27 protein-coding genes, 2 tRNA genes, 1 other RNA gene and 2 pseudogenes are annotated in these 26346 nt (G+C 67.4%); 14 read left to right on the top strand and 18 right to left on the bottom strand.

What is annotated here, in order from left to right; all coding sequences use genetic code 11:
* Nucleotides 1-69 precede the first annotated feature (69 nt).
* A complete protein-coding gene (locus WD271_08465; GenBank protein MEX1007861.1) occupies nt 70-1623 on the bottom strand; it encodes a gamma-glutamyltransferase in 1554 nt (517 codons plus the stop codon).
* Between the two features lie 28 nt (nt 1624-1651).
* Entirely contained in the window at nt 1652-2743 is a 1092-nt protein-coding gene (locus tag WD271_08460) for an amidohydrolase family protein (protein ID MEX1007860.1), read from the bottom strand.
* 168 nt (nt 2744-2911) lie between these two features.
* On the opposite strand from WD271_08460, the gene WD271_08455 reads away from it, so the two are divergent.
* The 3 genes and pseudogenes from WD271_08455 (at nt 2912) to WD271_08445 (ending at nt 5871) form a co-directional block, all read left to right on the top strand.
* Nucleotides 2912-3682 carry a VOC family protein gene (locus WD271_08455; GenBank protein ID MEX1007859.1) on the top strand — a complete coding sequence of 257 codons (771 nt, stop codon included), beginning with the start codon at nt 2912-2914 and terminating at the stop codon, nt 3680-3682.
* A gap of 16 nt (nt 3683-3698) precedes the next feature.
* Nucleotides 3699-4679 carry a sigma-70 family RNA polymerase sigma factor gene (locus WD271_08450; GenBank protein MEX1007858.1) on the top strand — a complete coding sequence of 327 codons (981 nt, stop codon included), beginning with the start codon at nt 3699-3701 and terminating at the stop codon, nt 4677-4679.
* Between the two features lie 267 nt (nt 4680-4946).
* Nucleotides 4947-5871: pseudogene (locus WD271_08445) on the top strand (serine hydrolase domain-containing protein).
* Nucleotides 5872-5905: 34 nt separating this feature from the next.
* On the opposite strand, the gene WD271_08440 reads toward WD271_08445, so the two are convergent.
* From WD271_08440 to WD271_08425, 4 genes are all read right to left on the bottom strand, one after another.
* Nucleotides 5906-5990: transfer RNA gene (locus WD271_08440), tRNA-Ser, on the bottom strand.
* A 22-nt stretch (nt 5991-6012) separates the two neighbouring features.
* Nucleotides 6013-6474, bottom strand: a complete 462-nt coding sequence (locus WD271_08435) for a nucleoside deaminase (protein ID MEX1007857.1) — start codon at nt 6472-6474, stop codon at nt 6013-6015.
* Nucleotides 6474-7223: a PIG-L family deacetylase gene (locus tag WD271_08430; GenBank protein MEX1007856.1), complete on the bottom strand. Its 750-nt coding sequence runs from the start codon at nt 7221-7223 to the stop codon at nt 6474-6476. The genes WD271_08435 and WD271_08430 overlap by 1 nt, the downstream gene beginning before the upstream one ends.
* A gap of 10 nt (nt 7224-7233) precedes the next feature.
* Nucleotides 7234-8310, bottom strand: coding sequence for a hypothetical protein (locus WD271_08425; protein ID MEX1007855.1), 1077 nt, complete (start codon nt 8308-8310; stop codon nt 7234-7236).
* Nucleotides 8311-8453: 143 nt separating this feature from the next.
* Here WD271_08425 and WD271_08420 point away from each other — a divergent pair, with 143 nt between their 5' ends.
* Nucleotides 8454-9401, top strand: a complete 948-nt coding sequence (locus WD271_08420; GenBank protein MEX1007854.1) for a GNAT family N-acetyltransferase — start codon at nt 8454-8456, stop codon at nt 9399-9401.
* 35 nt (nt 9402-9436) lie between these two features.
* On the opposite strand, the gene WD271_08415 is transcribed toward WD271_08420, so the two are convergent.
* Genes WD271_08415 through WD271_08400 form a run of 4 tightly spaced genes read right to left on the bottom strand, consistent with a single transcriptional unit; the run spans nt 9437 to nt 11720 of the window.
* Nucleotides 9437-9841 (bottom strand): PIN domain-containing protein, encoded by a 405-nt coding sequence (locus WD271_08415; protein MEX1007853.1) that lies wholly within the window; start codon nt 9839-9841, stop codon nt 9437-9439.
* Entirely contained in the window at nt 9838-10083 is a 246-nt protein-coding gene (locus WD271_08410; GenBank protein MEX1007852.1) for an antitoxin, read from the bottom strand. The genes WD271_08415 and WD271_08410 overlap by 4 nt, the downstream gene beginning before the upstream one ends.
* A 46-nt stretch (nt 10084-10129) precedes the next feature.
* Entirely contained in the window at nt 10130-10543 is a 414-nt protein-coding gene (locus WD271_08405; GenBank protein MEX1007851.1) for a Zn-ribbon domain-containing OB-fold protein, read from the bottom strand.
* Nucleotides 10544-10562: 19 nt separating this feature from the next.
* A complete protein-coding gene (locus WD271_08400) occupies nt 10563-11720 on the bottom strand; it encodes a thiolase domain-containing protein (GenBank protein MEX1007850.1) in 1158 nt (385 codons plus the stop codon).
* 355 nt (nt 11721-12075) lie between these two features.
* Here WD271_08400 and WD271_08395 point away from each other — a divergent pair, with 355 nt between their 5' ends.
* Together WD271_08395 and WD271_08390 are read left to right on the top strand one after the other, a co-directional pair.
* Nucleotides 12076-12285 carry a type II toxin-antitoxin system CcdA family antitoxin gene (locus WD271_08395; GenBank protein MEX1007849.1) on the top strand — a complete coding sequence of 70 codons (210 nt, stop codon included), beginning with the start codon at nt 12076-12078 and terminating at the stop codon, nt 12283-12285.
* The gene (locus WD271_08390) at nt 12270-12590 is read left to right on the top strand and encodes a type II toxin-antitoxin system PemK/MazF family toxin (GenBank protein ID MEX1007848.1); all 321 of its coding nucleotides are present in this window, start codon (nt 12270-12272) and stop codon (nt 12588-12590) included. The genes WD271_08395 and WD271_08390 overlap by 16 nt, the downstream gene beginning before the upstream one ends.
* 115 nt (nt 12591-12705) lie before the next feature.
* Here the strand turns inward: WD271_08390 and WD271_08385 are convergent, their stop codons facing one another.
* Entirely contained in the window at nt 12706-13083 is a 378-nt protein-coding gene (locus WD271_08385) for a hypothetical protein (protein ID MEX1007847.1), read from the bottom strand.
* 760 nt (nt 13084-13843) lie between these two features.
* Here WD271_08385 and WD271_08380 point away from each other — a divergent pair.
* From WD271_08380 to WD271_08355, 6 genes and pseudogenes are all read left to right on the top strand, one after another.
* Nucleotides 13844-14620: an ArsR family transcriptional regulator gene (locus WD271_08380; protein MEX1007846.1), complete on the top strand. Its 777-nt coding sequence runs from the start codon at nt 13844-13846 to the stop codon at nt 14618-14620.
* 15 nt (nt 14621-14635) lie between these two features.
* Complete coding sequence (locus tag WD271_08375; GenBank protein ID MEX1007845.1) at nt 14636-15022, top strand: VOC family protein; 387 nt, start codon at nt 14636-14638, stop codon at nt 15020-15022.
* Complete coding sequence (locus WD271_08370; protein ID MEX1007844.1) at nt 15019-15705, top strand: cyclic nucleotide-binding domain-containing protein; 687 nt, start codon at nt 15019-15021, stop codon at nt 15703-15705. The genes WD271_08375 and WD271_08370 overlap by 4 nt, the downstream gene beginning before the upstream one ends.
* 119 nt (nt 15706-15824) lie before the next feature.
* A complete protein-coding gene (locus tag WD271_08365; GenBank protein MEX1007843.1) occupies nt 15825-16181 on the top strand; it encodes a VOC family protein in 357 nt (118 codons plus the stop codon).
* 29 nt (nt 16182-16210) lie between these two features.
* Nucleotides 16211-16468: pseudogene (locus tag WD271_08360) on the top strand (amino acid--tRNA ligase-related protein).
* 526 nt (nt 16469-16994) lie between these two features.
* On the top strand, nt 16995-17516 hold the full coding sequence (locus WD271_08355; GenBank protein MEX1007842.1) for a hypothetical protein: 522 nt from the start codon (nt 16995-16997) through the stop codon (nt 17514-17516).
* Between the two features lie 38 nt (nt 17517-17554).
* Here the strand turns inward: WD271_08355 and WD271_08350 are convergent, their stop codons facing one another.
* On the bottom strand, nt 17555-17911 hold the full coding sequence (locus tag WD271_08350) for a PAS domain-containing protein (GenBank protein ID MEX1007841.1): 357 nt from the start codon (nt 17909-17911) through the stop codon (nt 17555-17557).
* A gap of 166 nt (nt 17912-18077) precedes the next feature.
* On the bottom strand, nt 18078-21881 hold the full coding sequence (locus WD271_08345) for an EAL domain-containing protein (protein ID MEX1007840.1): 3804 nt from the start codon (nt 21879-21881) through the stop codon (nt 18078-18080).
* 414 nt (nt 21882-22295) lie between these two features.
* Here WD271_08345 and WD271_08340 point away from each other — a divergent pair, with 414 nt between their 5' ends.
* A complete protein-coding gene (locus WD271_08340) occupies nt 22296-23732 on the top strand; it encodes a sensor domain-containing diguanylate cyclase (protein ID MEX1007839.1) in 1437 nt (478 codons plus the stop codon).
* Between the two features lie 400 nt (nt 23733-24132).
* Here the strand turns inward: WD271_08340 and WD271_08335 are convergent, their stop codons facing one another.
* From WD271_08335 to WD271_08315, 5 genes are all read right to left on the bottom strand, one after another.
* The gene (locus WD271_08335; GenBank protein MEX1007838.1) at nt 24133-24645 is read right to left on the bottom strand and encodes a hypothetical protein; all 513 of its coding nucleotides are present in this window, start codon (nt 24643-24645) and stop codon (nt 24133-24135) included.
* Entirely contained in the window at nt 24642-24803 is a 162-nt protein-coding gene (locus WD271_08330) for a hypothetical protein (GenBank protein MEX1007837.1), read from the bottom strand. Before WD271_08330 ends, WD271_08335 begins: the two co-directional genes overlap by 4 nt.
* Before the next feature lie 54 nt (nt 24804-24857).
* Nucleotides 24858-25265, bottom strand: a complete 408-nt coding sequence (locus WD271_08325) for a nuclear transport factor 2 family protein (GenBank protein ID MEX1007836.1) — start codon at nt 25263-25265, stop codon at nt 24858-24860.
* Between the two features lie 178 nt (nt 25266-25443).
* Nucleotides 25444-25531: transfer RNA gene (locus WD271_08320), tRNA-Ser, on the bottom strand.
* Between the two features lie 27 nt (nt 25532-25558).
* Nucleotides 25559-26002, bottom strand: coding sequence for a GyrI-like domain-containing protein (locus WD271_08315; protein ID MEX1007835.1), 444 nt, complete (start codon nt 26000-26002; stop codon nt 25559-25561).
* Nucleotides 26003-26022: 20 nt separating this feature from the next.
* Here WD271_08315 and ffs point away from each other — a divergent pair.
* Nucleotides 26023-26286: signal recognition particle sRNA large type (ffs, locus tag WD271_08310), an RNA gene on the top strand.
* Nucleotides 26287-26346: the final 60 nt, after the last annotated feature.

The raw sequence follows: 26346 nt of genomic DNA, 5'->3' as shown, positions 1-26346 counted from the left end.
TTGAGAATAACAAATTCAAGTCAAGCGTCAAGACCTTGACGCCGAAGAGGCCGGGCAAGCGTTGCCGCGTCACATGCCCGCGGCGAGGCTGTCCTGCCGTGCGTCGGCGCCGCCGTGCCAGTAACCGTCGACGGGCAGCACGATCTGGCCGGCACCGAAGGGGACCACGTCGGGCGCCAAGACCGCATGACCGAGCGCGCGGAGCTCCGGCGCGAGCCCGACCAGCCCCGCTTCGAGCGCGAGGTGGGTGCCGCCGACCCAGTGCCAGCGCGGCGCGTCGATTGCGGCCTGCACGTCGAGCCCGCACGCGAGGTGGTGGACGACCTGCACGTGGCCCTGCGGCTGGAACTGGCCGCCGGTCACGCCGAGTGCGCCCCACCGGCCGCCGCCACCCCGGCGGACCAGCGCGGGGATGATGGTGTGGAACGGACGCCGTCCGGGCGCAGGGTTGTTCGGATGCGCGCCGGGGGTGAGTGCGCGGAAGCCCGCGCCGCGGTTCTGCAGCACGAAGCCGCCCTCGTCGACGACGACACCGGAACCGAAGAACGCGTAGTTCGAGCTGATGAGCGACACCGTCGTGGTCGCGTCGGCCACCGCCACGTACACGGTCCCGCCCGGCAGTGGAAGCGCCTCCGCCGGTGGCGTCGTGGCGTGATGGCCCAGCGCGCGACGGGTTGATGCCGCCCAGTCGGGATCGCACAACTGCCCGGTCGTGCCGCCGGCGTTCGGGTCGCCGATGCAGGCCGCCGCCTCGGTGAACGCTGCCTTGACGGCTTCAGCCTGGCGGTGCACGCGCCAGGGTGACAACAACTCGAGTGGCGCGTCGTCGCCCGCGAGCACCGTGAGCGCGCCGACAACAACAGCACCATCACCGTTGGGCGGTAGCTCGAGGACCTCCCAGCCCGCGTAGCGCGCGGCTGCGAGGGGCTCGACCCATTCGCCGCGATGAGTGGCGAGGTCACGCATCGCGAGCGCGCTCTCGTGGTGCGTGGCCGCGCGCACGATGGCCTCGGCGGGCCACCCTTCGTAGAACGCGCGCTCGCCGTCCGCGGCAATTGTTTCGAGTGCGCGCGCTTGCGCGGGGTTGTCGAGCACCTGCCCGGCCGTAGGTGCGTGCCCGCCGGGAAGGAACATCTCGTGCGCATCGGGCGCGAGCTTGCGGGCTTCCGACGCCCACTCGGCCGCCTCTTCGATCCCGAGCGGGAAGCCGTTTCGAGCCAGACGGATCGCCGGCTCCAGACACGCGCCGACATCCAGTCGCCCGAACCGGCCGTGTAACGCGGCCCACGCTTCGACCAGGCCCGGAACGGTCGTCGTCGCGCCGCCCTTTGCCGGCATGGGGCCGTCGGGCGGCACGAACCCGGCCGGGAGCGCGCCGGAGCCGTTGTACCCGTGGATCTCGCCGTTGTGCTCGACCAGCACGAAGCAATCGCCGCCGAGTCCGCTGCGCATCGGCTGGACCACACCGAGCGCGGCATCGGCGGCGATGGCCGCGTCGACGGCGTTGCCGCCACGACTGAACGTCTCGAGCGCAGCCGCGGTCCCGAGCGACGACGAGGTCGCCACCATGACGTGTGGCGCGACCGCGGGCGACCGTGTGACGGCGAAGCGGGCCGAGATCATGGAACCTTGCGAGGGGGGCGGCCCGTTGTTACAACTGGTAGATCCGGATCGCGTTGCCCGCCATGAGCGCGTGCTTCTCGTCGTCCGGCACGTCGGCGAAGGCTTCCTCGATGTACTTCTGCGAGTGCGGCCATGTGGAGTCGGAGTGCGGGTAGTCGGTCGACCACATCATGTTGTCGACACCCACTTCGTGGCGGATACGGATCGCGGTGGTGTCCTCGATGAAGGTGTTGAGGACCTGGCGACCGATGTACACGCTCGGGTCTTCGGTGAGCGGCGACTGGCTCCAGAACCGGTGGCGATGGAAGACGATGTCGGCGCGCTCGCGGAAGTACGCCAGCCACGAAGCTCCCGCCTCCGTGAACACGAAGCTGACGTTCGGGTAGCGGGCGGGGATGCCCGCGAAGAGGATGATCGCCAGGGTCTCCATGAGCCCGATAGGAGCGAGGCTGATGAAACTCAGCGCGGTGCCCTGTTCGTTCGGCGCGAGCGAGCCCATCGTGAATGCGTTGCTCCGCGGCTGGCCGATGTGGAAGTGGATCGGGTAGCCGAGATCGTTCGCGAAGGCCCAGAAGGGCTCGTAGGCCTCGTCCCAGTACGGGATCTGGGGGAAGGCGTCGAAGAGAAAGGCACGGATGCAGGGCAGCTTCGCGGCGCGCTTCATCTCCTCGAGCGCGAGCTCCATGTTCTGGAACGGGACCGTGGCGGGGCCGATCAGACGCTCCGGGGCTTGCGACGCGAACTCCGACAAGAAGTTGTTGTAGCTCTGCATCACCGCTCGCTGGAACTCCACGTCGATGCCCTCACCGGTGGGCGTCGCGCCGCCGGAGATCAACACCTCGGCGTCGACACCGTCGAGGTCCATGTCGGAGAGCCGCGCTTCGGGCTCGAAGGCGCCGGGCCGGATGGCGGACTCGTCGATGTCCTTCTCCTGGTACTCCTCGAACGGCCGTCCCGCCATGTGCGCCAGGCCCATGCCGGCCATCTTGAGTTGGTCCTTCTGCATGGTTTCGACCCGCTTTACCCACGGGTGGTCGCGGTGCTTCGCCGGGAGATACCGCCCGAAGTACCCGGGCGGCAGCGAGAGATGCGAATCGGACGAGATCAGGCGGTAATCCATGGCCCGCCTCCCTACTGGTTGCGCCAATCGGATAGACAAGTGCTCCTCGCGTTGTACCACAGGTTTCAACCACGCGTCAGCGTGGGGTACGCAGAGCACCGATGAGTTCCGGGTTGCCGGGCGGTCCAAGCTGTGTCGAGAGCGTCGAGAACCTCGAAGGAGCCTGCCGTGCCGCAACGTGACTCAGCCCCGATCGGTGCCCCCTGTTGGGTCGAACTGTTCACCTCCGACCCGGAGAAGAGCCAGGTGTTCTACGGCGAGCTGTTCGGTTGGACGGCCGAAGAGGCCGGCGAGGACTACGGCGGCTATGTCAACTTCTTCATGGACGGGCTGCCCATCGCGGGCTGCATGCTCAACGGCGATCGGTCGGGCTCGCCCGATGTCTGGTCTGTCTACCTGGCTACGCACGATGCCCAGGCCACCGTCGATGCCGCGGCTGCGAACGGCGGTCAGGTGGAGCTTCCCCCGATGCCGGTCATGGAGCTCGGCACCATGGCACTCGTGACCGACCCGGGTCAGGCGGGGATCGGTATCTGGCAGCCCGGCCTCCACAAGGGTTGCGCCATCCTGGGTGAGCCCGGCACGCCTACCTGGTTCGAGCTGCACACTCGCGACTACGAGGCCTCGGTCCAGTTCTACCGCGACGTGTTCAAGTGGGACACTCACGTCGCGAGCGACACCCCCGAGTTCCGCTACACGACGCTCGGCGAAGGCGACGACCAGTTGGCCGGCATCATGGACGCTGCGGCCTTCCTGCCCGACGGGAGCCCGGCGAACTGGTCGATCTACTTCGGCGTTGACGACGCTGACGCGGCTCTGGCCAAGGTCGTCGACCTCGGCGGTTCGATCGTCATGGCCGCCGACGACACCCCGTTCGGACGCTTGGCCCAGGCGGCCGATCCCACCGGAGCGCTCTTCAAGCTCGCCGCCGGTACATGAATAGCATCGGCCGCGCATGACCGACACTGCGAAGCTCGACCCCACCGCTGTCGAGCTGGGTTTCGAGCAGCACCGAACCGAGTTGACCGCGTACTGCTACCGGATGCTCGGATCGGCATTCGAAGCCGAAGACGCGGTGCAAGAGACGTTGGTGCGCGCGTGGCGCAGCTTCGATCGGTTCGAGGGCCGCGCGGCGGTGCGGTCGTGGCTCTATCGCATCGCGACCAACGTGTGCTTCGACATGCTGAAGGGACGCCGGCGGCGCGCGCTCCCTATGGACTTCATGGCCGTCGGTCGGGCCGACGGACCGGTCGATCCGCCCCTTCCCGAGCTCACGTGGGTCGGACCCGTTCCCGATGGTCGCGTCATGACGGCCGCAGGAGATCCGGCCGAGGAAGCCGAGACCCGCGAATCGGTGCGGCTGGCGTTCGTCGCTGCGTTGCAGCATCTCCCGCCGAGCCAGCGCGCAGTGTTGATCCTGCGAGAGGTGTTGAGATGGAAGGCGAACGAAGTCGCGGAGCTACTCGACACGACGGTGGTGTCGGTGAACAGCGCGCTCCAGCGCGCGCGGTCGACACTCGCCGACCGCAACGTCACCACGCGCAACGTGCTGCCTCCGATCGACGACGCGCACCAAGAACTGCTCGCGCGCTACGTCGACGCGTTCGAACGGTTCGACATCGAGTCGCTCGTGAAGTTGCTCCACGACGACGCGACGATGTCGATGCCGCCGTACGCGCTGTGGCTGCGAGGCTCGGGAGAGCTCGGCGCGTGGCTCCGCGGGCCGGGCAGTGCGTGCCGCGGGTCGCGGTTGGCTCCGATCGCCGCGAACGGGGCACCGGCATTCGCACAATGGCGGTCGAGTCCCGTCGGCGGCTTCGAGGCGTGGTCGATTCACGTCCTCGAATTGTCAGCCGGTCGCATCACCGGGATCGACTTCTTCGTCGACCAGAGGTTGTTCCCGCTCTTCGGCGTGCCGATCCGGCTCACCGGCTGATCGAGCGAATCCGGCTGACTCGACGACCACCGGCAACACGTCGGAGAGCCCAACCAGGGCGAGAAGATCCACGAGCTCTCCACGCGCACCGTGCAGCCGGATCGAGATGCCCAACCGATGCGCGGTCAGTTGGAGGCGGGTCAAGGTCTCCAGCGCGAGCTCGTCCGGATCGGCGAGCGCGCTCACGTCAACAACAATGGCGATCGATCTCGACGGCGGCAGGGGCTGCACACGAGAAGTGACCGTCGGACCGAAGGGAAGTCACCGATGAGCACCGGAGGATTGTCCAAGGCTCGGCTCGAGCGCATGCACGACGTAATGACCGGCTATGTGGAGCGCGGCGAGGTGCCCGGTCTCGTCACGCTGGTCAGCCGGCGCGGGGAGGTGCACGTCGATGCGATCGGTATGAAGGCCCTCGGCGGACGTGACCCGATGCGGCGCGACACGATCTTCCGTGTCGCCTCGATGACCAAGCCGGTCACGGCCGTGGCGACGATGATCCTCGTCGAGGAGTGCAAGCTCCGGCTCGACGAGCCCGTGGACCGGCTGCTGCCGGAACTGTCTGGCCGCAAGGTCCTGAAGCGCCTCGACGGGCCGCTCGACGACACCGTGCCTGCAAACCGGCCGATCACGGTGCGCGACCTACTGACGTTTCGTTTGGGCTTCGGCATCGTCATGGCGCCGGACGGTCCGTATCCGATCGAAGAGGCAATGGACGCGGCGGCGCTCGGGCAGGGCGCGCCGAGCCCGTCGACCCCGCCTGGACCGGATGAGTGGATCCGGCGCGTCGGCACGCTGCCGCGCGGGCCAACCGTTCGAGACGTTCCTGCGCGAACGGATCTTCGAGCCGCTCGGAATGCACGACACCGGTTTCCACGTCGCCGCGAGCAATCTCGATCGGCTTGCTACCAGCTACTGGACGAATTTCGAAACCGGCGCGCTCGAGTTGGCAGACGCGCCTGTCGGCGGACAATGGAGCGCGCCGCCCGCGTTCCCGTCGGGCGCAGGCGGTTTGGTCTCGACCGTCGACGACTTCCTGGCGTTCGGTCAGATGATGCTTACTTCCTGGTATGCGGACCCCGGCGAGGACATGGTCACGATCCTGATGACCCAGCGCGGCTGGACTTCGGCCAGTCCTCCGAACGTCTGTCTCGACTTCTGGACCTCGGCCTACCAGGCCATCGACGACTGAGCGAGCCGCGAAGTACCCGCGGCTTCGCGGTGAGCGGAGGGAGTGGGATTTGAACCCACGGTGGGTTGCCCCACAATGGTTTTCGAGACCATCCGATTCGGCCGCTCTCGCATCCCTCCGCCGGGCATTCTACCGATCGCGCTACGGGCGCCGATCGGCGAAGAAATCCTTCAGGAGTGTCGCGGCCTCGTCCGAACGCACGCCCGCGTGCACCGCGAACTCGTGATTGAGACGCGAGTCGGCACCGAGGTTGTAGAGGGTCCCGAGCGCGCCGGCCTTGGGATCGGCCGCGCCGAACGCAACTTCGGACACGCGAGCTGCCACGGCTGCACCGGCGCACATCGGACAGGGCTCGAGCGTCACCACGAGCACACAACCGTCGAGTCGCCAGCTTCCTCTCGAAGTCGCCGCGTCGCGCAACGCCAGAATCTCGGCGTGGGCGGTGGGATCCGCCAGCAGCTCGCGTTCGTTGTGACGCCGCGCCACGAGCTCACCGGTAGCGAGCTCCGCGACGACGGCGCCCACCGGCACGTCGCCATGCTTCGGCGCGGCGCGCGCCTCGGCGAGCGCGATGCCCATCAGCGCGTGCAGGTCGACGGCCATCACGAAGCTGCCAGCGCGTCGCGCAGCATGTGGTCAACGGTGCCGCGGTCGATGCCCTGCTCGCCGAAGCGGAACACCTCGTCGTAGTACGAGCGCAGCAGCGGGAGCGGTGCGTCACGCGCCGGTAGTGGAGCAAACCGCTCGCCGACCGGCGCATCGAGCCAGGTCTGCACCACCGAGCCCGGACCGACCTGCGTGGTGAAGGCGCGCAGCGCGCGCGACTTCCGGGCGATCTCTTCGGCGGAGAAGGGCCGATCGGCGACGACTGGATACAGTCCCGGGTGGAGCCAGCCGTAGCCCGGTATGCCGTGGTCGTCGAGCGCGTACAGCGCGTAGCACGTCCAGCGGAGCCGCGGGTCGGCGAGCGAGTTGCGCGCGAGCTGCGCCGCGACGTACACCCCGTCGTGGTCGGGATGACCGCTCTGGAACGCGGGCACGTACACGGCATCACATTCGAGCTCGGGAAGGAGCTCCGCGAGCGCGCTGGCTACTTCGGCGGTCCGAAACCACACTTCCTGATCAACCGCGTCGAGCGTCACGAAGCGCTCGACGCGCGCACCGAGCGCCGCGCACGCGTCACGGCCCTCGCGGTCACGCGCGGCGCGCATCGAAACCGCGGCATCACCGCTGACGCTCGCGGGTACGCCGTCGGTCACGTGAACGACGATCGCGTCGTGCTCGACGAGCACCGACGTGCAGCCGAGCACCTCGTCGTCGGGGTGCGGTGCGAGCACCGCGACCCGGCTCATCCGTGCCGGCTCATCCGTGCAGGCGCGCCGCGAGCCGGAGGCCGAGGTCGGCCACGTACTCCTCGAGCTCGGCGACCGATGTCTTGCGGCGGGCTCGGCGTTCCGCGTGCACGAAGAACGGGCACACGAGATCGTTCACGATCCGGAAGAGGTCCGGGTGCGGCGACCGGACCCGGCGCACGGCGTCGGCGAGATGATCGCACCACATCTCCGCGACGTCGTCGTCGCTCGCGTCACCGAGCGCGAGCCAGGATTCGAGCTCCGCGTCGGCTCCTACGTGCTGGAGGATCACGTCGACGTGGTCGGTTTCGATCCCGCCGTTCCGCGGCCACTCCCAACCGTCCCAGTAGCGCTCCGGCCAGCACACGTCGGGACGGTCGGCGGTGGGTAGCTCGCCGAGTGCTCGTAGCACGGCCGTTGCGACCTCGACCATCACCCGTTCGCTGTTCCCTTCCTTCGACGGATGCTCGGGCGCAACCAGCGACACCTGGCCGACCGGAACACCGGCTCCGAGCGCGGCGAGCGTGACCATGATGTCGATGCCGTAGTCGTCGGGGAGCGCGTCGACATCGAGCCGTTCGAGGAGCGAGCGGTGCAGCAGCATGTGACCGGCGAGCGGCTGGCGGATCCGAGCGCGGTGCGTCGCGTACACCAACGGCGAGGCGAGATAGTTGGTGGTGTTGCCCTGCCCTTGTGGCCGGCACCACAACGGCAACACGAGCGAGTGACAATGTCGTTCTGCCGCGTCGATGACGCGCAGGAGGTTACGCGGGTCGTAGTCGCCGAGATCGGCGTCGACGAGGAGGAGGAAGTCGTCGTCGTCTCCCAGCGCGCGACGCATGAGCAGCTTGACATTGGCGCCCTTGCCCACGAGTGTGCGTGGCGATTGCAAGACGACCTGCGGGATCCTGCTGGAGCGGGCCGTGAAACGAGCGAGGGTGTCATCGTCGCTGGTCTGGTAGGCGAGCGCGAGACGGGTGTCGTACGAAGCGTCGAGCATCGCCGCGCCGGACTCGATGCGACCCGCGAGCTCCACGATCCGCTCCGCTTCGTTCCGGGCCGGCACCCCGATCAGCAGGCGACTCATCTTCCTCCGCGACTCGAGACCGCGCGCCGCGGAAAGAAGACGACGATCCGGGGGCGGTAATCTGCGGAGCAGGTTAGTGCCGTTCGTGGTTCGGCCGTTCGGCCGCAACGGCAGCAGGAACGCCCGACAATGGGAGACTGGCGGTGCAGGTGCGGATCCTGCGCCCGGGTGAGCTCGGCACTGCCGAACGCGACGCCTGGTGCGCCTTCCAGCGCGACGATCCCACCGTCGCGAGCCCGTTTCTCACTCCCGAATTCGCTACCGCGGTCGACGCCACGCGCGACGACGCCCGCGTCGCCGTGATCGAGGACGCGGGCGAGATCGCCGCGTTCTTCGCCTTCTCGTCGGCCGGCGACGGAGCGGGCGCGCCGATCGGCGCCACCATCTGTGACGCGCAGGCGCTCGTCGCGCGCGCTGGCTTCGACTGGGACCCGGCCGCGTTGGTGCGCGCTGCAGGATTGCAGTCGTGGAGCTTCGACCATCTCGTCTCGACACAACAGCCTTTCGCACCGTTCCACCACTCGCGCCACCGCTCGCCGACCGTCGACCTGTCCGCCGGTCACGACGCGTATCTCGCGCAGGTACGCGCGAGCTCCAAGGACGTGCTCGCGCAGGTGGCTCGCAGGCGGCGCAAGCTGGCCAGGCAGATCGGCGACGTCGTCGTCGAGTGGCAGACCGACGACGGCCGCGCGCTCGACGCGTTGTTCGACTGGAAGTCGGCGCAGTACCGCGAAACAGGGGTGTGGGACCGGTTCGACCAACCGTGGATCGTCGACGTCGTGCGCGCGCTCGCCGCCACCGCAGCTGACGGGCTCACCGGCCTGCTCAGCACGCTGCGCGCCGGTGATCATCTCGTTGCCGTGCACTTCGGGCTGCTGGGTCGGGATCGCCTGGTGTGGTGGTTCCCCGCCTACGACGCGAGCTTTGGGAACTACTCACCCGGCCTGATCCTGCTCCTCGACCTGATCGCCGAAGCGGCGGCGCGCGGCATCACGCTCGTCGATCTCGGTCGCGGCGAGCCCCACAACAAGCTGCGCGTCGCGAACGGCGAGTACGACGTTGCCGAAGGAGTGGTGCCCGCCGCGCGGTAGTCAGTGTCGTCTGTGTCGCGTCACGGCTGCACGCGTCAGTCGACGAGGCGGTACGGCACACCGAGCCGTTCGTAGGTGGCGGATGCGCGTGCATCTCGCGTGAGCAGCGTCTCGTCGTGGGCTGCGGTGGTGAGCGCGATGATCCCGTCGTAGGCGGACCCGCCGTCGACCCCCGCTGCTGCGAGACGGGCGAGCAGCGAGCCCGTCTGCGCGCGATCGAGTTCGAGGATCCGGGACGGCGGGAACCAGCGCCCGAGCAGCTCGGACGCGGTCGAGCTGTCGAGGCGGTGCGGAGCGGGCAGTCGGGTGAGTACCGCATACGACTCGAGGAGCGCGTGCGCGGGGATCGATGCACCTGACGCGGCGTGGCGGCTGGGCTCATGTGCCTCGTGCCACGTCGCGAGGGCCGGCACGACGACGCTGGTGTCGACAGCGGTCAACGGCGAGTGCGCTCGAGCGTGGTCCGGACGTCGTCGTCTGTCAATGTGGGCAGCACCTCGATCGGGACGGCGACCGGCCCCTCCGGCGTGTCGACGATGCGCACCTCCGCCGGCGCGGCGCGGATCTCGATCACACCGTCGTGCTCGACCACGTCGACCTGGGACCCGCCGAAGAGAAGCAGCCGGTCGCGCAGGACCTTCGGAACCACGAGGCGACCGGCAGCATCGATGGCAGTTCTCATGGCAGCCATTCTACCATCTAGATCGCCATACGCTACAAGCCGAGTGTCAGCGTCTGAGCGGGCGGAAGCGGTAGAGCGCCGGACCCTCGCCCGTGTCGTGGAAGACCACCTCCACCGCCATTCCCACCTCGACTTCGTCGGGTTCGCATTCGACGACGTTGGTCAGCACGCGCGGGCCCTCCGCGAGCTCGACGTACGCAACGATGTAGGGGACCGAGCGGTCGTACGGCGCCGCGCCGCGCCGAATGATCGTGAAGCTGTAGACCGAGCCGAGTCCGCTCGCAGGGAACCACGTGGTCTCCAGGCTCCCGCACGCCGGGCAGAACGAGCGCGGGTACCAGATCACGGTGTCGCAGCGCTCGCAGCGAGGAAGCAGCAGCGTGCCGTCGGCGGTGGCCGACCAGAACGCAGCGGTCTCGGGTGTCACCTCGGGGACGGGGGTCGGCAGTGGTTCGCTCATCGACATCGGCCCGTGGACTTCACGCGTCGTCCCGTCCGAGCACGAGCGTGGCGCTGCCCATACGCGTGGAGAGCGAGCCGCCCGTGCCGTGCGCGATGGCGAGCGCGCAGTCGGGTACCTGGACCGCGGGATGGGTCTCGCCACGGAGTTGGCGTACCGCCTCGATGATCTTCGTCATGCCGCCCCGGTTGCCGGGGTGGTTGTTGCACAACCCGCCACCATCGGTGTTGAAGGGAAGTCGGCCACCGGGCGCGACGAGCGCGCCGTCGAGCACGAAAGTGCCTCCTTTGCCCTTCTCGCAGAAGCCGAGATCTTCGATGCACTCGAGGACGGTGATGGTGAACGAGTCGTAGATCGACGCGTAGTCGACGTCGGCAGGCCCGATTCCCGCTTCGGCGAATGCACGCGCGCCCGACCACACCGCGCCGCTGTACGTGAGGTCGACGCGTCCGTTGTCGGTGTGCTTCACCGCTTCGCCGTGACCGAGCACCTTTACGCTCGGGCGAGCGAGGTCACGCGCGACCTCAGAGCGCGCGACCACGACCGCGCCACCACCGTCGGTGACTACGCAACAGTCGAAGCGGTGCAGGGGGTCGGCGATCATGGGTGAGTCGAGCACTTCCTCGACCGTCACCGGGTCTTGTAGCAAGGCATTGGGATTGTGCTGTGCGTGCAGCGACGCCGCGACCTTGATCTCCGCGAGTTGCGCGCTCGTCGTGCCGAACTCGTACATGTGTCGACGGGCGGCGATCGCGTAGTTCGACACCGGGCCCGTCAGCCCCCAGATGTTCTCGAATGGTCCCTCGGGGAACGCGCGGCCGGGGCGCCCGCCGCCGCCCAGCGTCGCGATGCCGGCCAGGCTGACCAACGCGATCGAGCACTTTCCCTCCGCGATCGCGGTGGCCGCGTGGCCGACGTGCGCGACGTACGACGAGCCGCCGATCTCGGTGGAGTCCACGTACCCCACGTGCAGGCCGAGGTACTCGACCATCGAGATGGGGCCGAAACCGACGGTCGAGTCGCAGAAGAAGCCGTCGACATCCGACAGCATCAGGCCGGCATCGGCCAGCGCGCCGGTGATCACCTCGGCATGGATGCGTGGCAGGGTCGAATCGGGAAGCCGCCGCGCCGGGTGCTCGTAGGCGCCGACGATGTGTGCCTTGCCGCGGATCGTCATGCCGCGCGCGTCCCACGGACCGTGCCGCCGCCGATCTTCACCCGACCACCGGACCTACCACGGCGCGCACGCTACCGCGGTCGGTCGCCGCGTCATCACCCACGACGAAGAACCACTCCGCCACTCACGATGGACCCCACCAAGGACTACCAACCCCGCGGAAGACCCTGGTCAGCACTTGTCCGCCTCCGCGTATGACCGCTCCGGCGACGACCATCGCGTCGACGGTGTCGTTGCTTCGCGACGCTGTTCGGTATCCGGAGACGGGCCCGCGTGCCGGGTCGGCCTGGACGAACGAAGGAGAACCTCGTAGATGCCCGCCACCCACGCTCGCGGCGGACGCTAGCATGAACGTATGGCGACAACCCGCACGACGTTCACCCTCGACGACTCCTTGGCGGAACGCGCCCGCCAGCTCGGGATCAACGTCTCGGCAGCAGCTCGCGACGGTGTTGCGGCTGCCGTGCGCGCGGCATTGGCGCAGGCCGACCGAGCCGCCTATGAGCGCCAGCCCGAACGAGCCGACTCGTTCTGGACCGAAGCCGAAGCGTGGACCGAGGAGTGAACCGGGGTGAGATCTGGTTGGCCCAAATCGGCGGCAAACGCAGGCCCGTCTTGGTGTTGACGCGACCCCAGGTGATCGACGTGCGCCAGCTCGTCACGGTCGCTGAAGTCACAACCTCGATCCGAAACATCGCGGCCGAGGTGGACTTCGAGCACGACCGTGCCGGCCTCGACCGCGCCTCGGTCATCAATTGCGACGGCATCCATACGGTCGCCCAGGCGTCGCTCACTACCCACGTCGGATCCGTGACTGAGGACACGATGCGGAGGGTCTGCTCGGCGATCAGCTACGCCCTCGGCTGCTGAAACGTCGCTCAGCCGCCCTCGGGAAGCGCCCTTCTCTCGAACCAGCCCTGACCAGGGACGACACGTGACCAGCCGGGTCGCTGCGGAACTTGTGGGACGCCTTTTGAACAGACCTTCAATCGCTCGACGCGTGGGCTGACGACACGGCCGGTTCGGTGGCCGACGATCGCCCGGCCGCGAGGATCATCGGGCGGGGGTGTCGGCTCCCATCAACGACTTGACGATGGTTCGACACGTCCACCGGGACCACGTCTTCGACCTCGTCGTCGTCGAGATGGCAGAGGTCCCGCAACACGATCTGCGCCTCGATGCCGACCGCAACTGCAAGCGCCGCGACGGCCCGATCCAGCGCGTGCTGGTCCATCTGCGATCGAAGCGGTTCGAGGACGGTGCGCAGATATGCGAAGCGGGTGCCACGTCCGACGCTCGTCGTCTCGATATCGCTCGTCGCCTCGGCACGCTGTTCGAGCGCCAAGCCGAGCGCTACTCGCAACGACGACGAATGGTGCTGGTGGCTCGCCCATGTCGCGCAGGGGCTCGCGGAGCTCTGAGCCCGACGCTGCGGACCTTGTGCACCAGCTTTCGAACCCGGGAATCCCGCCGGGGGCGCCAAGTTGGGACTTCCGGCCCGTGCGCAGCGGCTCGAAGCCGTGCATCGTCGACTCGACCGATTCGCCAATCCGAGGAAAGCAGCGTCCGATGAACGAGACCTCGGCCATCACGCCGGCCGCTCGGGCAACCGCAGTCTTCGAGTCCGAGCCCCAACCGGCACTTCGGTGCTCGCACTGCGAGTCCGTCATCACCGATGATGACGCCGACTGCCCTACGTGCGAGTCGCCGATCGACTGGGGCGCGTCCATCGGCGCGCTGCGCGCATGGCAGCACAGCAGTGCCGGAGGTTCACCACCCAGTTGACCGGCAACGGCGATGTCGATGCGGCCCGTCGGCCCCATCAGGAGGGATGGCGTGACGCCAATGCCCCAAACGACCGGGCCCGCACGCGTGTCTTGCTCGCTCGTGCCCTCCTCCAGCAGGGCGAAATGAGCCGCGCGCAAGGTGAGCTGCATGCCGCCCGCACCGCGTTCGAGTCCCTTGGGGCTCGCCTCGAGCTCGCCCGTCTCGCTGAGGTCGCCGCCCGCAACCCCTCTTCGAACCGCATGCAATCAGGGGGAATGCCGAGCTCCCGAGCCGCCAACAGGAAGATGCACCAACCTGGCTTGACGTATCGAACACACTTGATGTAAAGTTCGGGCGTGACGGTGCAACACGCTGTTCTGGGCATGACCCCGCCCGAGTTCCTTCAACTGGCGGGCCATCCGCTGCGTTGGCAGCTGCTGGGCGAGCTGGCCAGAAGTGACCGCACCGTGCACGAGCTGACGGGCCTGGTCGGCGAGGCGCAGAACCTCGTCTCGTACCACCTGGGCCAGCTCCGGGAAGCCGGCCTTGTCTCGACGCGCCGCAGCTCGGCCGACGGCCGCGACGCCTACTACACCGCCGATTTAACCCGGATCAGTGAGCTGCTCACGGCGACGGCCGGGGCTCTTCACCCCGGCCTTCGCCTCACCCCGCCGTCAGGTGGCAGCGACGGGCCAGGCACGGCGACGGTCCTGTTCTTGTGCACGGGCAACAGCGCCCGGTCGCAGATGGCCGAGGCGCTGACCCGCGATCGTTCCGGAGGAGCCGTCCAGGCCTATAGCGCCGGCAGCCATCCCAAGCCGTTGCACCCCAACGCGGTCCGGGTGATGCGAGACGAGCACGGCGTCGACCTGGCCGGTCACGAGTCGAAGCATCTGGGCGTGTTCGCCGACCAGCACTTCGACTGGGTGATCAGCATGTGCGACCGGGTCCGCGAGGTGTGCCCCGAGTTCCCCGGCGACCCCGAGACCATCCACTGGAGCATCCCTGACCCGGCGGCCGGCCAAGTCGATGACGAGGCCAGCTACCCGGCATTCCAACGAACCGCTGCCGAGCTCGAAACCCGCATCGGGTTCCTGCTCGCGGTACTCACCAACGGCACACCCGCGTCCTGACAACGAGGAGGAGCAATGACTGAACCGAGTGGGACGGTGAACGTCCGCTACATGGTTGACGACGTCGAAGAGGCCGTCGCCTTCTACACCAAAGTCCTCGACTTCGAGGTCCTCAACAACTTCGCACCCGTGCTCGCCGACGTCGCCCGCGGCAACCTACGGCTGCTGCTCAGCGGACCGACCAGCTCGGCAGGCAGGCCGATGTCCGACGGCGCCAAGCCAGGACCCGGTGGCTGGAACCGCATCCACTTGATCGTCGACGACATCGACGCCGAAGTCGCTCGTCTCCGCGACGCCGGCGCCCAGTTCCGCAACGACATCATCGAAGGACCCGCCGGCAAGCAGATCCTGCTGCAGGACCCTTCCGGCAACGTCGTCGAGCTCTTCCAATACGCGCAATGACCGCGCCCGAGCCGGCCCTTCCCGTCGCGCCCCTCGGCCGCTTCCGCCCGGGCGTGGGAGCGATGGCGCTCGACGGCTCTCGCTCGGAGGTGACGTTCATCGTGACACGGACAGCACTGACGTGCTCGTGCACGCGGATTCGCACCGCCGTGTGCCCCGAACACGGCAAGGAACACCAAGGAGGAACCGAGATGCCACAGCGCCACGCATCTGCCCATGAGCTACGTCAACTACCGCCGTTCGCGCACCTGTCGAAGCAGGAGCTCCGCTGCCTCGAGCGGCTCCGGGCCAACATCTCGGTGCGGCCGGGCAAGGTCTTGGCTCGGCAGGGGCACCTACGCCTGGAGTTCGGGATCGTGATCGAGGGCACGGCACTGGTGACCCGCGACGGGCACGAGATCGCCCTCCTCGAGTCTGGACAGCACTTCGGCGAGATCGGGATCGTTCGTGCCGTCCCCAACCCGGTGACGATCGTGGCCTGCACTCCCGTGACACTGGAGGTCATGAGTGCTACGGAGTTCCGCTCGGCGTACACGACGATGCCTGCGCTACGAGACCACATCGATAACCAGATCGATCGCCGGATCGCGACGTGGCTGGGTCCGAGGCCATCCGATCCCGCGACCCAGCTGGTTCGGACGCTCCTGCCTGCGCACGAGGTGGGCTACACCCTGGCGTCATGATGCAAGTTCGCAGGATTGTGGGCGCGAAGCCCGCGACGTCGTTCGGGCCAACGAAGCCGACTTCTGCCGAGAGCTCGCGACACCTCCCGCCTCGAGCCAACCATCAGATCGGAGCCGCCGTGACAGCATCCCCTGCACTCGACCACATAGCCCTGACAGTGCCGAACCTCGACGACCAAGTCGAACGGCTGACCACCGCCTTCGGCATGGTGGCTCAGTTCCGTTCAGAGCACTTTGCTGTGGTCGTTGACCCCGGCTCCGATTTCAAGCTGGAGCTGAGCACGTCTGACGATGGCGAAGTCCACCTGCGCCATCTGGGGTTTCGTACCGACGATGTCGACGCGGCGCACGCAAGCCTTGTCGCAGCGGGCATGGAAACAAGTGCGGCACCGCATCGACAGGATTTCGCGAGGATGTACACGTCGTTTCTTGAGCAGCCCGGCGGCGTGGAAGTCCAGCTCGTGAAGTACGACTGACACGCACGCGCGAGCTTTGGTACCACTCGACCAACAGTTTCGACCTGCACTTCCGCGGGTTCGAGCTCGTCACCGGCGGACACCGGCTGCACCGCTACAAGCACTACGTAACTGCCCTCGAAGGAAGCGACATCGCGCCGTTCGAGTGCTATCTCGGGGCGTTCCGCCACGCCATGCCGCCGCACGGCGGCTTCGCCATCGGGCTCGAGCGGTGGGTGGCGCGGCTGGCCGGCGCGACGAACGCGAGAGGTGACGCCGTTCCCGCCGACCGCCATCGCCTGACGCCGCAACCAGCCTACGAGCAAAGAGTGCGACCTGCCGGTTCGGTACGCGCGAAGAGCTCGGTACCTCGGCGCGAAGTCTGATCTGAGACGACGAGAGCGCTGACGTCGATACCGATCTGCCTGATGCGCGCCGGACTCCGATTACGGGCTGCGCGCCATAACGCGCGCTCATACGATCCCAGAGTGAATCGCGCCACCAATCACGCGTTGTCGGCCGCTGGTTCGGCACTTCTGGGCCCAGGGCGATCGGACGCCCGACTGGACACTCAGAATGTGGTCTGACCAGGCACGATGTTGTCGCAACGACAACGTTTGCGGACCTAGTGCACCGTCTTTCGAACCTTGAACCCACGCTGATCGAGATTCTTGCGCTGCGACGGTGACGGGAGCGGCGCAGATGCAGGTCGGCGCCGGCGGAGCGCGCTCTGTGCTCAAGGGCGGGCCTCGTCGGTCGATCATGTCACGAGTAGGTTCGTGGTTGCCACGGGATGTGCGCAAGGACAAGGTTCGGTGACCCGAGGGAGGCGGCATGAGCGATACCGAGATCCAACAGGTGATGGAGGCGGCCTTCGCCGAGCACATGGACGCCGAACTGGGCGGTGACCTCGGCAAGACCCTGGCGACGATGACCGAGAACCCGCACCTCGTCAACGTCCCGACAATGGTGGGGGGAGCGGGCGCCGAGCAAGTACGTCAGTTCTATGCTGACCGCCTGATCGGGCAGTTCTTCCCGCCCGACGTTGAGTTCACTGCCGTATCCCGGACCTATGGGGATGGCGGCCTCGTTGACGAATTGGTCATCGACTTCACCCACACGACGAAGATCGACTGGATGCTCCCGCACGTCGAACCCACGGGCCGCCGGGTGTCAGTCGCGTTCGTCGTCATCGTCGGCATCGAAGGCGACAAGATCGCCTATGAGCACATCTACTGGGACCAGGCCACCGTGCTCGTCCAGCTCGGCTTGCTCGATCCCTCCGGTCTCCCTGTCGCGGGAGCGCAGGCGGCGTCGAAGGTGCTCGATCCGACGATTCGCGGGCCCCACTTCTAGCTCTACTCGGACGACCCGACGCCGACTCGGCCGCTCGCTCATCGGGCCACGGTGTCTTCTCCCGTGGCGCCGGTCGTGGGGGCGGCGCCGGCAGGTCCACGTCGTGAGCAGCCAAAACACGCCGCACCGTCGAGGGCGCGGCCCAGGGCCGCGATCAGCTCGACGACGTTCTTTCCGACCACGTCGGCGGGTTCCGCGAACCCGAACATGTCGATGAACGCCTGGTCGGCATCGAGCACGATGCCGTCACCATGAACCAGCGCGCCCTCGGACGCCGCATCGGCGAGGTAGCGGCAGCAGACTGCTCCGAAGCAGGGCACCCAGGTGCCGCACCGACCTCCCGAGTCGCGCAGTGCCGCGATCAGCCCGTGTCCTGCGGGCAGTGTTGGCGTCATGTTGTGGAGTTCACCGGGGCGTCAACGTCGCGCGGGCGAGCAGTGCGGCGGTGTCAACACCGGCTGCATCTTGACCGCTTCGCACCGGTGAAAGTTGATCGAATGGTTGGTCCAGAATTGACTCGGAGTACGCGTCGAATTCCAGTGCTGGGTTGTTCTGTTTGCGCTACGTGTTCAGCGACACGAAGGGTCGTGGTGAGCCGGTCGTCGAGCGCGGGCGTTCCGCGAGCAGTTGGTCGATCATGCCGGGTTCGGCGGGCTTCGCGAAGAGGAATCCCTGTGCGTGGTCACAGCCCAGTGCGAGGAGTGCGTCGCGTTGGCATCTCGTCTCGACGCCTTCGGCGACACAGAGGAGGCCGAGGGTGTGGCTCATATTCACGATGGCCGCGACGATGGCTGCGTCGTTGTTGTCGTGTCCGAGCCCGTCGATGAAGCTGCGGTCGATTTTGACCTCGTCGACCGGGAGTCGTTTGAGGTAGCTCAGCGACGAGTAGCCGGTGCCGAAATCGTCGATCGCGAGGCTCACGCCGAAGTTGTGCAGCTGGGTCGCGGTGTGTGCGACGTCGGTGTCCATGAGTGCGGTCTCGGTAAGTTCGACCATGAGCTTCGCGGGGACGATCCCCGCGGCTTCGATTGCGGCTCGGACCTCGTCGACGAAGTTTGGGTGGTGCATTTGCTGCGCCGCGACGTTCACCGAGATGCGGGGGGCGCCCGCCTCGAGCTGCGTGTCCTGCCACGCCCGCGCCTGTCGGCAAGCCTCTCGCAGCACCCAGTCTCCGATCGGGACGAGGAGCCCCGCCTCTTCTGCGACATCGAGGAACTCCTCGGGCAGGAGCAGGCCCCGCATCGGGTGCTCCCATCGCAGCAGCGCCTCGACGCCCTCGAGGACGCCGGAGCACAGGTCGATGATCGGTTGGTAGACGAGCCGGAATGCCCCGTGGTCGATCGCGTGGTGCAACTCGGTCTCGATGCCGAGCCGGGTGAGCGCGCGTGCGTGGAGGCGCTTGTCGAAGAACTCGAAGCGGTTTCTGCCGCGCTCCTTGGCGTGATGCATCGCGGCGTCGGCGTGGCGTAAGAGCTCGTCGCCGCTCGCTTTGCGGTCGCCGAGCGCGATGCCGACGCTGACGGTCACGGTGATGGGTTCCCCGTTCGCCTCGCGGAGCGGCGCGGCGAAGGCATCGACGAGGCGCTTGGCGAGCGCGCCCGGTTCTTGCTCGCCGTGGAGGCCCTCGCGAAGTACCACGAACTCGTCGCCGCTCAATCGTGCCACCGTGTCGCCGGGCAGCGCGAGTTCCAGGAGACGTGCGGAGACCGCCACCAGGAGGTCGTCCCCGGCCGCGTGTCCAAGCCCGTCGTTCACGACGTTGAAGCGGTCGAGGCCGAGCAACAGGACTCCGACCGACGCGGTGCGGGGACGGGCACGGCCGAGCGCGCCCTCGAGCCGGTCGGCGAGCAGCGCACGGTTGGCGAGACCGGTCAGCGGATCGTGCAGCGCCTGACGGGCGAGCTGCTCCTCGTAGCGTTTGCCGTCGGTGATGTCGACGTGGTGCACGACGACGCCGCCGGTCTCGGTCCGCAACGGTGAGACGCGCATCACGAACCAGCGCTCGTCGTCCGGCAGGGGCATCGGGTAGTCAAACCGGAACGTGTCCTGCGCGCCCGAGAGCACCGCGCGCACCCCTGTCGCAGCCTGCTCTGCGCCAGGGACGGCGTGGGACGCCGCGCCGTCGCACAAGGTCAGATAGTTGGCGCCGATCGACGCGATCTCGGGCTTGCCGCCGCTCGCCCGGGCCATCAGCGCGGTCCAGTCTTGGTTGACCCGCAGGATCGTACCTTCGGCATCGAGCACGGCGGCCGGGCCGCTGATCGATTCGAGCACCGAGCGTGAGAGCAGCTCCCGCTCGCGGATCTCGGTCTCCGCGCGCACCTGCTCGGTGATGTCGCGGGCGATGCCTTCGGCGGCGACCATGCGCCCCTCGTCGTCGAAGATGGGTACGGTGCGATGCTCGGTCCACACCCATTCCCCGTTGTTGTGGCGCCAGCGGAACCGCACCCGTTCCGCGGCAGTCCGGGGATCCTTCAGGTGCGTGATCGCCGTGCGTCGATCATCGGGGTGCACCCGGCGAATCATGAGCTCGGGATCGGCGTAGAACTCCGCGGGCGTGAACCCGATCATGGTCTCCGCGGCGTTGCTCACATACTCAAAGCCCGGTTCGGGCGCGATGCAGTAGCGGTAGATCATGTCGCTGGCCCGCTCGGCGAGAAAGCGGAACTCGGCCTCGCTCTTTGCTCGTTCGCGCTCGGCCTCGACCAGTTGGGTGATATCGCGGCCGTTCACGATGATGCCCCCAACTGCGGGATCGTCGAGACAGCTGGTCATCACTACATCGAAGTGGCGCCAACTGCCATCACAGTGACGAACGCGCAACTCGACGCGAACCGATTGCTCGGGCTGCTCGAGCACTCGGGCGCCTGCCGCTTGCGCTCGCTCCCAGTCGTCAGGGTGCACGAACTCGAGCGTGTCCGTGCCGACCAACGAGCCAACTGGATAACCCAGAACCTGATTGGGCGTGAGATGGAGGAGCATGCCCTGCGCGTCGGTCACCGCGACCATGTCGGTCGAGTAGCGCAGCAGCGCGTCGTTTTTCCGTTCGTTCTGGCGGAGCGCCTCTTGGGTCTCGAGCTGCTCGGTGATGTCACGGGCGACCGCGACGAAACCCCCGACTGCGGGATCGTCACGTAAGTCGGTGAGGACGCACTCGATGCTGCGCCAGGAGCCGTCTCGATGCCGGATGCGAAGCACGCGACTTCGGCGAGCCGAGCCGAGAGGGAACTGCTCGAAACGGCTGAGCGCTTCGGGCAGGTCGTCGGGGTGGAGGAGCATGAGCACGTTCTCACCGAGGAGCTCAGCCGGCTCGTACCCGAGGATCTCGCGCACGGAGGGACTGACGAAGACGAGTCGGGCCTCGTCGTCGAGCCTCAGCACGATGTCAGCGGAATGATGCAGCACCGACCGGAACTGCTCCTCCGCGTGACGGAGCCACTCGTCTCGCTCGCGTTGGTGGCGTTCCCTGACGCTGAGCAGTAACGGCCCGAGCGCGCCGAGCGACGCGAAGCGAAACCGGGCGACCCGATCCGGGAGGGTCGGGAAGCCGACCGCAATCAGCCCCAGCCGCTCGGCGTCACACACCAGGGGGATCAGTCCGATGCTGACGAGCCCTTGTTCGCGCGCGATCCAGCGCAGGATGAACGCCTCCTCGGGAAGGTGCGCGGTCTCGAGGATCACCGGCTCCTCGAGACCGGCGAGGAAGGTGGCGAGCCAGCTGTGTCGACCCGGCGAGACCGCGGGGACGTCCGCCGGGACCCCGACCGGGGTCCACGCATGGGCGATCGTGAAGCCCAGCGGGCTGTCGTCGTCGGGCACCAGTACAAGCGCTCCTCGACTCCCGACGAACGCCGCGGTGCGGCGCAACGCGTCCTGAACCGCCGTATCGGCTCCCTCATGTGTCGCCGCGATCACCAGCCGGCTCAGCTCGAAGACGTGCTGCTCGGCGGCCTGACGGCTCACCTCCGCGGTGACGTCCCCGATCACGACCATCACCTCGTCGGCGCCGCCGCGACGGAACCGGCCCTGCCAGAACGAGCGGGCACTGTCCATGTCGCGTCCGGCCTGCCAGACACAGGACACGACCTCACCGGTCTCCAACGCCCGCGTGACGCCCTCCATCACCCGAACCGTTGATTCCGGCGAAAGGAGGTCACCGACCTTGACCCCGATGACGTCGCCCGGCCGCATCCGCGATTCCAGATCGCTCGCCCAACCCAGCCAGCAGTCGAGCACCCTGCCGTCACCGCTCAGGTGGACGAGCGTGTCGGGAAGCGCCCCGACACCCTCAAGGTGGCGAGGCGATCCCGTCGGCTCGACCCACGGCAGGGTTTCGACCATGCCACAACGACGAATAGATACCACGCAACGTGACTATATACCCACGCTCAGTGGTAGCATGCAGGTCATGCCTGCGACATCCTGGCGAGGGACTGTGATCGGGAGGTGGGATAGGAGACCGCAATGGACGAGACTCCTGGGCTACACCTCAGCGAGGTCGAGCTGGAAACCGCGCGCGACAGCGTCCGGCGCGGCGTTCAGGGCGTGCCGATCGCGCAGCTCGCGCAGGAGTGCATCGCCGGTGAACGTCGAGGAGGTACCGCGTGCTCTCGAGCGACAGGCTTGCGAGGAGACCGAAGTCTTGTCGGAGCTCGGGCTCAGACGAGCGGTAACTCGTGCTTCAGAGGGCAACTCCGATGGTCGAAAGACCCTGGAGAGGGCATCTCCCTGGGGGTCGGCGCAGCACGGGCCGGGCTGAGCTGCGGACGGGAGGTAGTCATGACCCAACGTCGGGGTATCGAGGCCACGGAGGCCGAGTGGGGCGAGGCTCAGGCGATGGCGGAGCGGCTCGCGGGCGTGTACGCGTTGGCCGGTACCGCGCTCGCCGTCGGGTTGAGCATGGTCGCGGCGTTCGTCGCGACAGTCGTAGTTTCGGGTGGCGATCGCTATCTGGTTGTCGGAGGCTTGATGGCTCTATTCGCGGCCCCTGTAGCGACCGCGATGTCGTTCAGCAGCGTCAAGCAGCAGCAGCGCAGCCACGAGTTCGCGAAGGTGCTGCAACGCCAGTTGGCCGAAGCGGTGAGCAACGCCGAAGGCGAGGCTGACCGGCGCGAGGTCCAGGTTCGACGACAAGAGTTCGAGGCCCGATTGGCCAATGCTTTAGAGATGGCCGAGGGTGAGCCCGAGGTCATCGAGGCAGTAGAACGCGCCTTCGTGTCGACGCTGCCGGAGTCGCCGGTCGAGTTGCTCCTCGCCGACAACAGTCATGCCCATTTGTCACGTATGGCAGCGTCATCGCCGACCGGTGACCCCCCGACTTGTGGCGTCGACTCGCCCGACCACTGCCCCGCCGCGCGCCGCGCCCAGGTGCAACGCTTTAGCGACAGCGAAGAGCTCGACGCCTGCCCAAAGCTGCGCGGGCGTGCACTCGGCCGGTGTTCGGCCGTGTGCGTGCCGGTGTCGATCATGGGTCGCACGGTTGGTGTGATCCACGCCACCGCAGAGCCCTTCGCGGTCTTCGGCGAAGAGAAGATTGGGGATCTCCAGACGTTGGCCAACCTGGCCGGGGCACGGATCGGTCTCTTGCGGGTCATGGCCGAGACCCAGCTCCAAGCCGCCACCGACAGCCTCACCGGGCTGTTGAATCGGCGCGCGCTCGAGAACAAGGTGCGGCTGCTGCGCAACGACGTCACGCCATTCGCGATAGTGATGGCCGACCTCGACCACTTCAAGCAGCTCAACGACACCTACGGTCACGAGACCGGCGATCGGGCGTTGCGGCTCTTCGCGCAGACGCTGCGCGGGTCGCTGCGTGGCCAAGACCTTGTGTGCCGATACGGCGGCGAGGAATTCGCCATCGTCCTACCGTCCTGCACCGCAGTGGACGCGGGGGCGTCTCTCGAGAGCGTTCGGGCCAACCTCGACACCGCGGTGCGCGACGCGGGCTTGCCGAAGTACACCGCAAGCTTCGGCGTGGTCGATGCCAACGAGGACGAAGATTTCCCCACCCTCCTCGGGCGAGCTGACGCCGCAATGTTCGAGGCAAAGCTCAAAGGGCGAAACCGTGTCGTTGTCCACAACGCCCACGGAACGGCGGTCACACCCGAACCGCGAACTGCCGTGGCCCAGAACGGCAATCGAAGCCCCAAGATGAACGGTGGCCGCCGCCGACGCTCGACGGCGCCGAGCACGCTCCCGGCGGCGGGGAACGACTGAGCTACAAAACCATCGCGTGCAGTCGCACCTACGCGCCAACGAATGAGAATGCCAATATCCGTTGACCCTGGTGAGAGCTGCGCTCCCGAGCCGTGCCGGCGCCATGTGAGAACACCAACGGCGGGAGCGCGGAACCGGCAGGGCCTTGCTTCGCTCCACCGAACCTGCAGATGGTGCCCGCCCATAGCGGTAGATATTCCGGTGAACGAGGCAGCGCGCAAGAACGCGCGCCCGAGAACACGCGGGGCGCGTGTGGCGGCAGTGCAGAACGCACCTATGCGCTCTCGAGTGCGGACTCGCTATGAAGGGAATGTGCGTCCTTCGAACCCCATCCGACCAGGGGAAACGTTGTCAATCTCACGACGGTGCGGAACTAATGCACCGTCTTTCGAACCCGCGCCTACGGGCCACGATCCTTGCGTTGGCTCAGGATCTCGTCGCGGAGTGACTCGAGATACGGGAGCGCGTGGTCGTCCTTGGGCCGACCCGCGGTGCGCTTCGAGTCGATGATGTCGTCGAGTGCGGCGATTCGTACGACGAGACCGGGTCCGATCTCGGCCTCGATTGCGCCCTCGTCCCAGCCGTCGAAGCCGTCGAGCCGACCTGCCGGCGAGAAGGTGAGATCGATGTCGCCGTAGTCGGTCACCAGGTTCAGGATGAAGGGCATCGCACGCAGAAAGCCAGCGTCGATGCGCACATCGACCGGCCCGCCCTCGGTCCTCAGCCGTGCATGCAGGCGAACGAGCGCCCGCGCGAGTCGTTCAAGGTTCTCGTCATCGCGCGCAGGGACGATGTCGATGTCGGAAGTCGGGAGCGGAGAACCGTGGATCGTCGCGGCGAAACCGCCGATGAGCACGAATCGAACGCCTTCGTCTTCGAGCGCGGCACAGATGAGCCTTGGATCGAACGTCATCGAGCCAATGGCGGGGTACCTGCCTGCGTAAGGATCTCGCTCCAGACGGCGACGGTGTGGACCAGTCGTTCGACGCGCTCGGCGGGTGACAGCGCGAGGTGCTCCCTGATCTGCTGGCGGTCAACGCCGCGCTCGTCTTCGAGCATCGAGGCACCCACGACCTCGATCGTACTTTGACGCGGGCCCTCTCCGGGCCGGGAGCTCATGACCCTTCAGGCGGTGGATGGAATGCCGGTGCTCTCACGAAGCGACGGCGTGTCCTCCGCCACCAGCCACAGCGACAGCCTCCCGTCCGATGACTCGGCGAGCCAGATCACGTCGAGTTGCATCTCGTCCTCGTCGACCAAGCCGAGATGAGAGCCGGTAGTCGTTCCCAGCACCGCGACATTGGCGCCGGCCGTCGCGATGTGTCGTGGATAGATGACGTAGTCAGGAAAGGCCGAGAAGTAGCCGTTCCAAGCGTCGATGTTCGCATCTCGTCCGACCAGTGGTCGTTCGTCAAGCACAACAAGTCGATGATCGGCGCTCATCAAGGCGCCGAGACCTTCGAGGTCGCCGCAGTTGATGCAGTCGATGAACCGAACTACCGCGGCAGTCGGCGGTAGGGGCTGACGAGGCATTCCGCGATTCTCACACGACACCCGAGTCCAAGCACCGACATCGAAGTGTGTTTCGGGGGCGCGACCATCCCGAGTTCGACCCGCTTCGAAAGAGGCGAGGTCCTTCAGCGAGCGACTGGGCGCTCGCGTGGCACGCTCACCAGGGGGAATGTTGTGAATCCTGCAACGGCGGAGGGAGTGGCGGAGGGAGTGGGATTCGAACCCACGGTGAGTTGCCCCACACACGCTTTCCAAGCGTGCCGATTCGGCCGCTCTCGCACCCCTCCCGGGGTCGATCAGGGTACCCGGGTGAGTCAGACGAGCAGGTAGAAGACGTCGGTGCGCAGGCGCGCGGGGTCGTCGTCCCAGTCGCCGTAGATCTCCCAGAAGGTCCCCGCGAGCGCTCGGCCTTCGTCGCGGCACCACGCGCGGACGCCCGCATGCGCAACGCCGAGTTGGTCGTACGGTCCGACATGCGTGGCGCGCGCGACCGTGCCCGCCGGTGTCTCCGAGCAGACGACGACGTCGCCGTCCTCGAACGAAGTGTCGACCTGCACGCCGAACTCGATGAGTCCCGGGTTGGCATCGTCGTACACGAAGACGTTGTGTCCGGTGCCGAAGCCCGCCCCGCGCACGAACTGCCACACCTGGTCGAGCGCCGCGCCGAACCGAGACGCGATGTCGCCGGGTGTGACGCGCTCGCGCACCGCGGCGATCGTCTGTGACTCGACGGTCGCGAGGCTCACCTCGTAGTCCATCCGGGTAGCCTGGCACCCGACCGTGCTTGGCGGGGAGCTCGTGGGGCCCTGTACCCCAAACCCACGTATGGGGGGCTGAATTCCCGCCCGAGGCTCGGGCTGCAATGAGGTACGGCTCGTACGAGGCGTCGAGGGTCGGGTCCTGCGCAACGGGATCCTGTGAACCGAGTCAGGTCCGGAAGGAAGCAGCTCTCAGCGGGCCCTCCCGTGTGCCGCAGGGGTGCCTGACCCGAGCCAACGACGAGTACGACCTCATGGCGCCAGTGTCGACGGCGGGTGCACGGTCCTCACTATTCGCGCGCTCGCTGCGGCCGGGGATACCCCGGCCGCGGGCGCTCGCATGC

The organism is Acidimicrobiia bacterium, assembly GCA_040880805.1.
Classification (GTDB): domain Bacteria; phylum Actinomycetota; class Acidimicrobiia; order IMCC26256; family DASPTH01; genus DASPTH01.
This window is presented reverse-complemented; position numbering and strand designations above follow the sequence as displayed.

What these genes read in the sequence shown, in the direction of transcription:
- WD271_08425 (MEX1007855.1), bottom strand. Translation starts at nt 8,310, where the DNA reads ATGAGTCGCCTGCTGATCGGGGTGCCGGCCCGGAACGAAGCGGAGCGG.
- WD271_08315 (MEX1007835.1), bottom strand. Translation starts at nt 26,002, where the DNA reads ATGGACTACGAGGTGAGCCTCGCGACCGTCGAGTCACAGACGATCGCC.
- WD271_08460 (MEX1007860.1), bottom strand. Translation starts at nt 2,743, where the DNA reads ATGGATTACCGCCTGATCTCGTCCGATTCGCATCTCTCGCTGCCGCCC.
- WD271_08465 (MEX1007861.1), bottom strand. Translation starts at nt 1,623, where the DNA reads ATGATCTCGGCCCGCTTCGCCGTCACACGGTCGCCCGCGGTCGCGCCA.
- WD271_08430 (MEX1007856.1), bottom strand. Translation starts at nt 7,223, where the DNA reads ATGAGCCGGGTCGCGGTGCTCGCACCGCACCCCGACGACGAGGTGCTC.
- WD271_08395 (MEX1007849.1), top strand. Translation starts at nt 12,076, where the DNA reads ATGGCGACAACCCGCACGACGTTCACCCTCGACGACTCCTTGGCGGAA.
- WD271_08335 (MEX1007838.1), bottom strand. Translation starts at nt 24,645, where the DNA reads ATGACGTTCGATCCAAGGCTCATCTGTGCCGCGCTCGAAGACGAAGGC.
- WD271_08340 (MEX1007839.1), top strand. Translation starts at nt 22,296, where the DNA reads ATGACCCAACGTCGGGGTATCGAGGCCACGGAGGCCGAGTGGGGCGAG.
- WD271_08375 (MEX1007845.1), top strand. Translation starts at nt 14,636, where the DNA reads ATGACTGAACCGAGTGGGACGGTGAACGTCCGCTACATGGTTGACGAC.
- WD271_08410 (MEX1007852.1), bottom strand. Translation starts at nt 10,083, where the DNA reads ATGAGAACTGCCATCGATGCTGCCGGTCGCCTCGTGGTTCCGAAGGTC.
- WD271_08350 (MEX1007841.1), bottom strand. Translation starts at nt 17,911, where the DNA reads ATGACGCCAACACTGCCCGCAGGACACGGGCTGATCGCGGCACTGCGC.
- WD271_08325 (MEX1007836.1), bottom strand. Translation starts at nt 25,265, where the DNA reads ATGCCTCGTCAGCCCCTACCGCCGACTGCCGCGGTAGTTCGGTTCATC.
- WD271_08435 (MEX1007857.1), bottom strand. Translation starts at nt 6,474, where the DNA reads ATGGCCGTCGACCTGCACGCGCTGATGGGCATCGCGCTCGCCGAGGCG.
- WD271_08450 (MEX1007858.1), top strand. Translation starts at nt 3,699, where the DNA reads ATGACCGACACTGCGAAGCTCGACCCCACCGCTGTCGAGCTGGGTTTC.
- WD271_08370 (MEX1007844.1), top strand. Translation starts at nt 15,019, where the DNA reads ATGACCGCGCCCGAGCCGGCCCTTCCCGTCGCGCCCCTCGGCCGCTTC.
- WD271_08405 (MEX1007851.1), bottom strand. Translation starts at nt 10,543, where the DNA reads ATGAGCGAACCACTGCCGACCCCCGTCCCCGAGGTGACACCCGAGACC.
- WD271_08400 (MEX1007850.1), bottom strand. Translation starts at nt 11,720, where the DNA reads ATGACGATCCGCGGCAAGGCACACATCGTCGGCGCCTACGAGCACCCG.
- WD271_08355 (MEX1007842.1), top strand. Translation starts at nt 16,995, where the DNA reads ATGAGCGATACCGAGATCCAACAGGTGATGGAGGCGGCCTTCGCCGAG.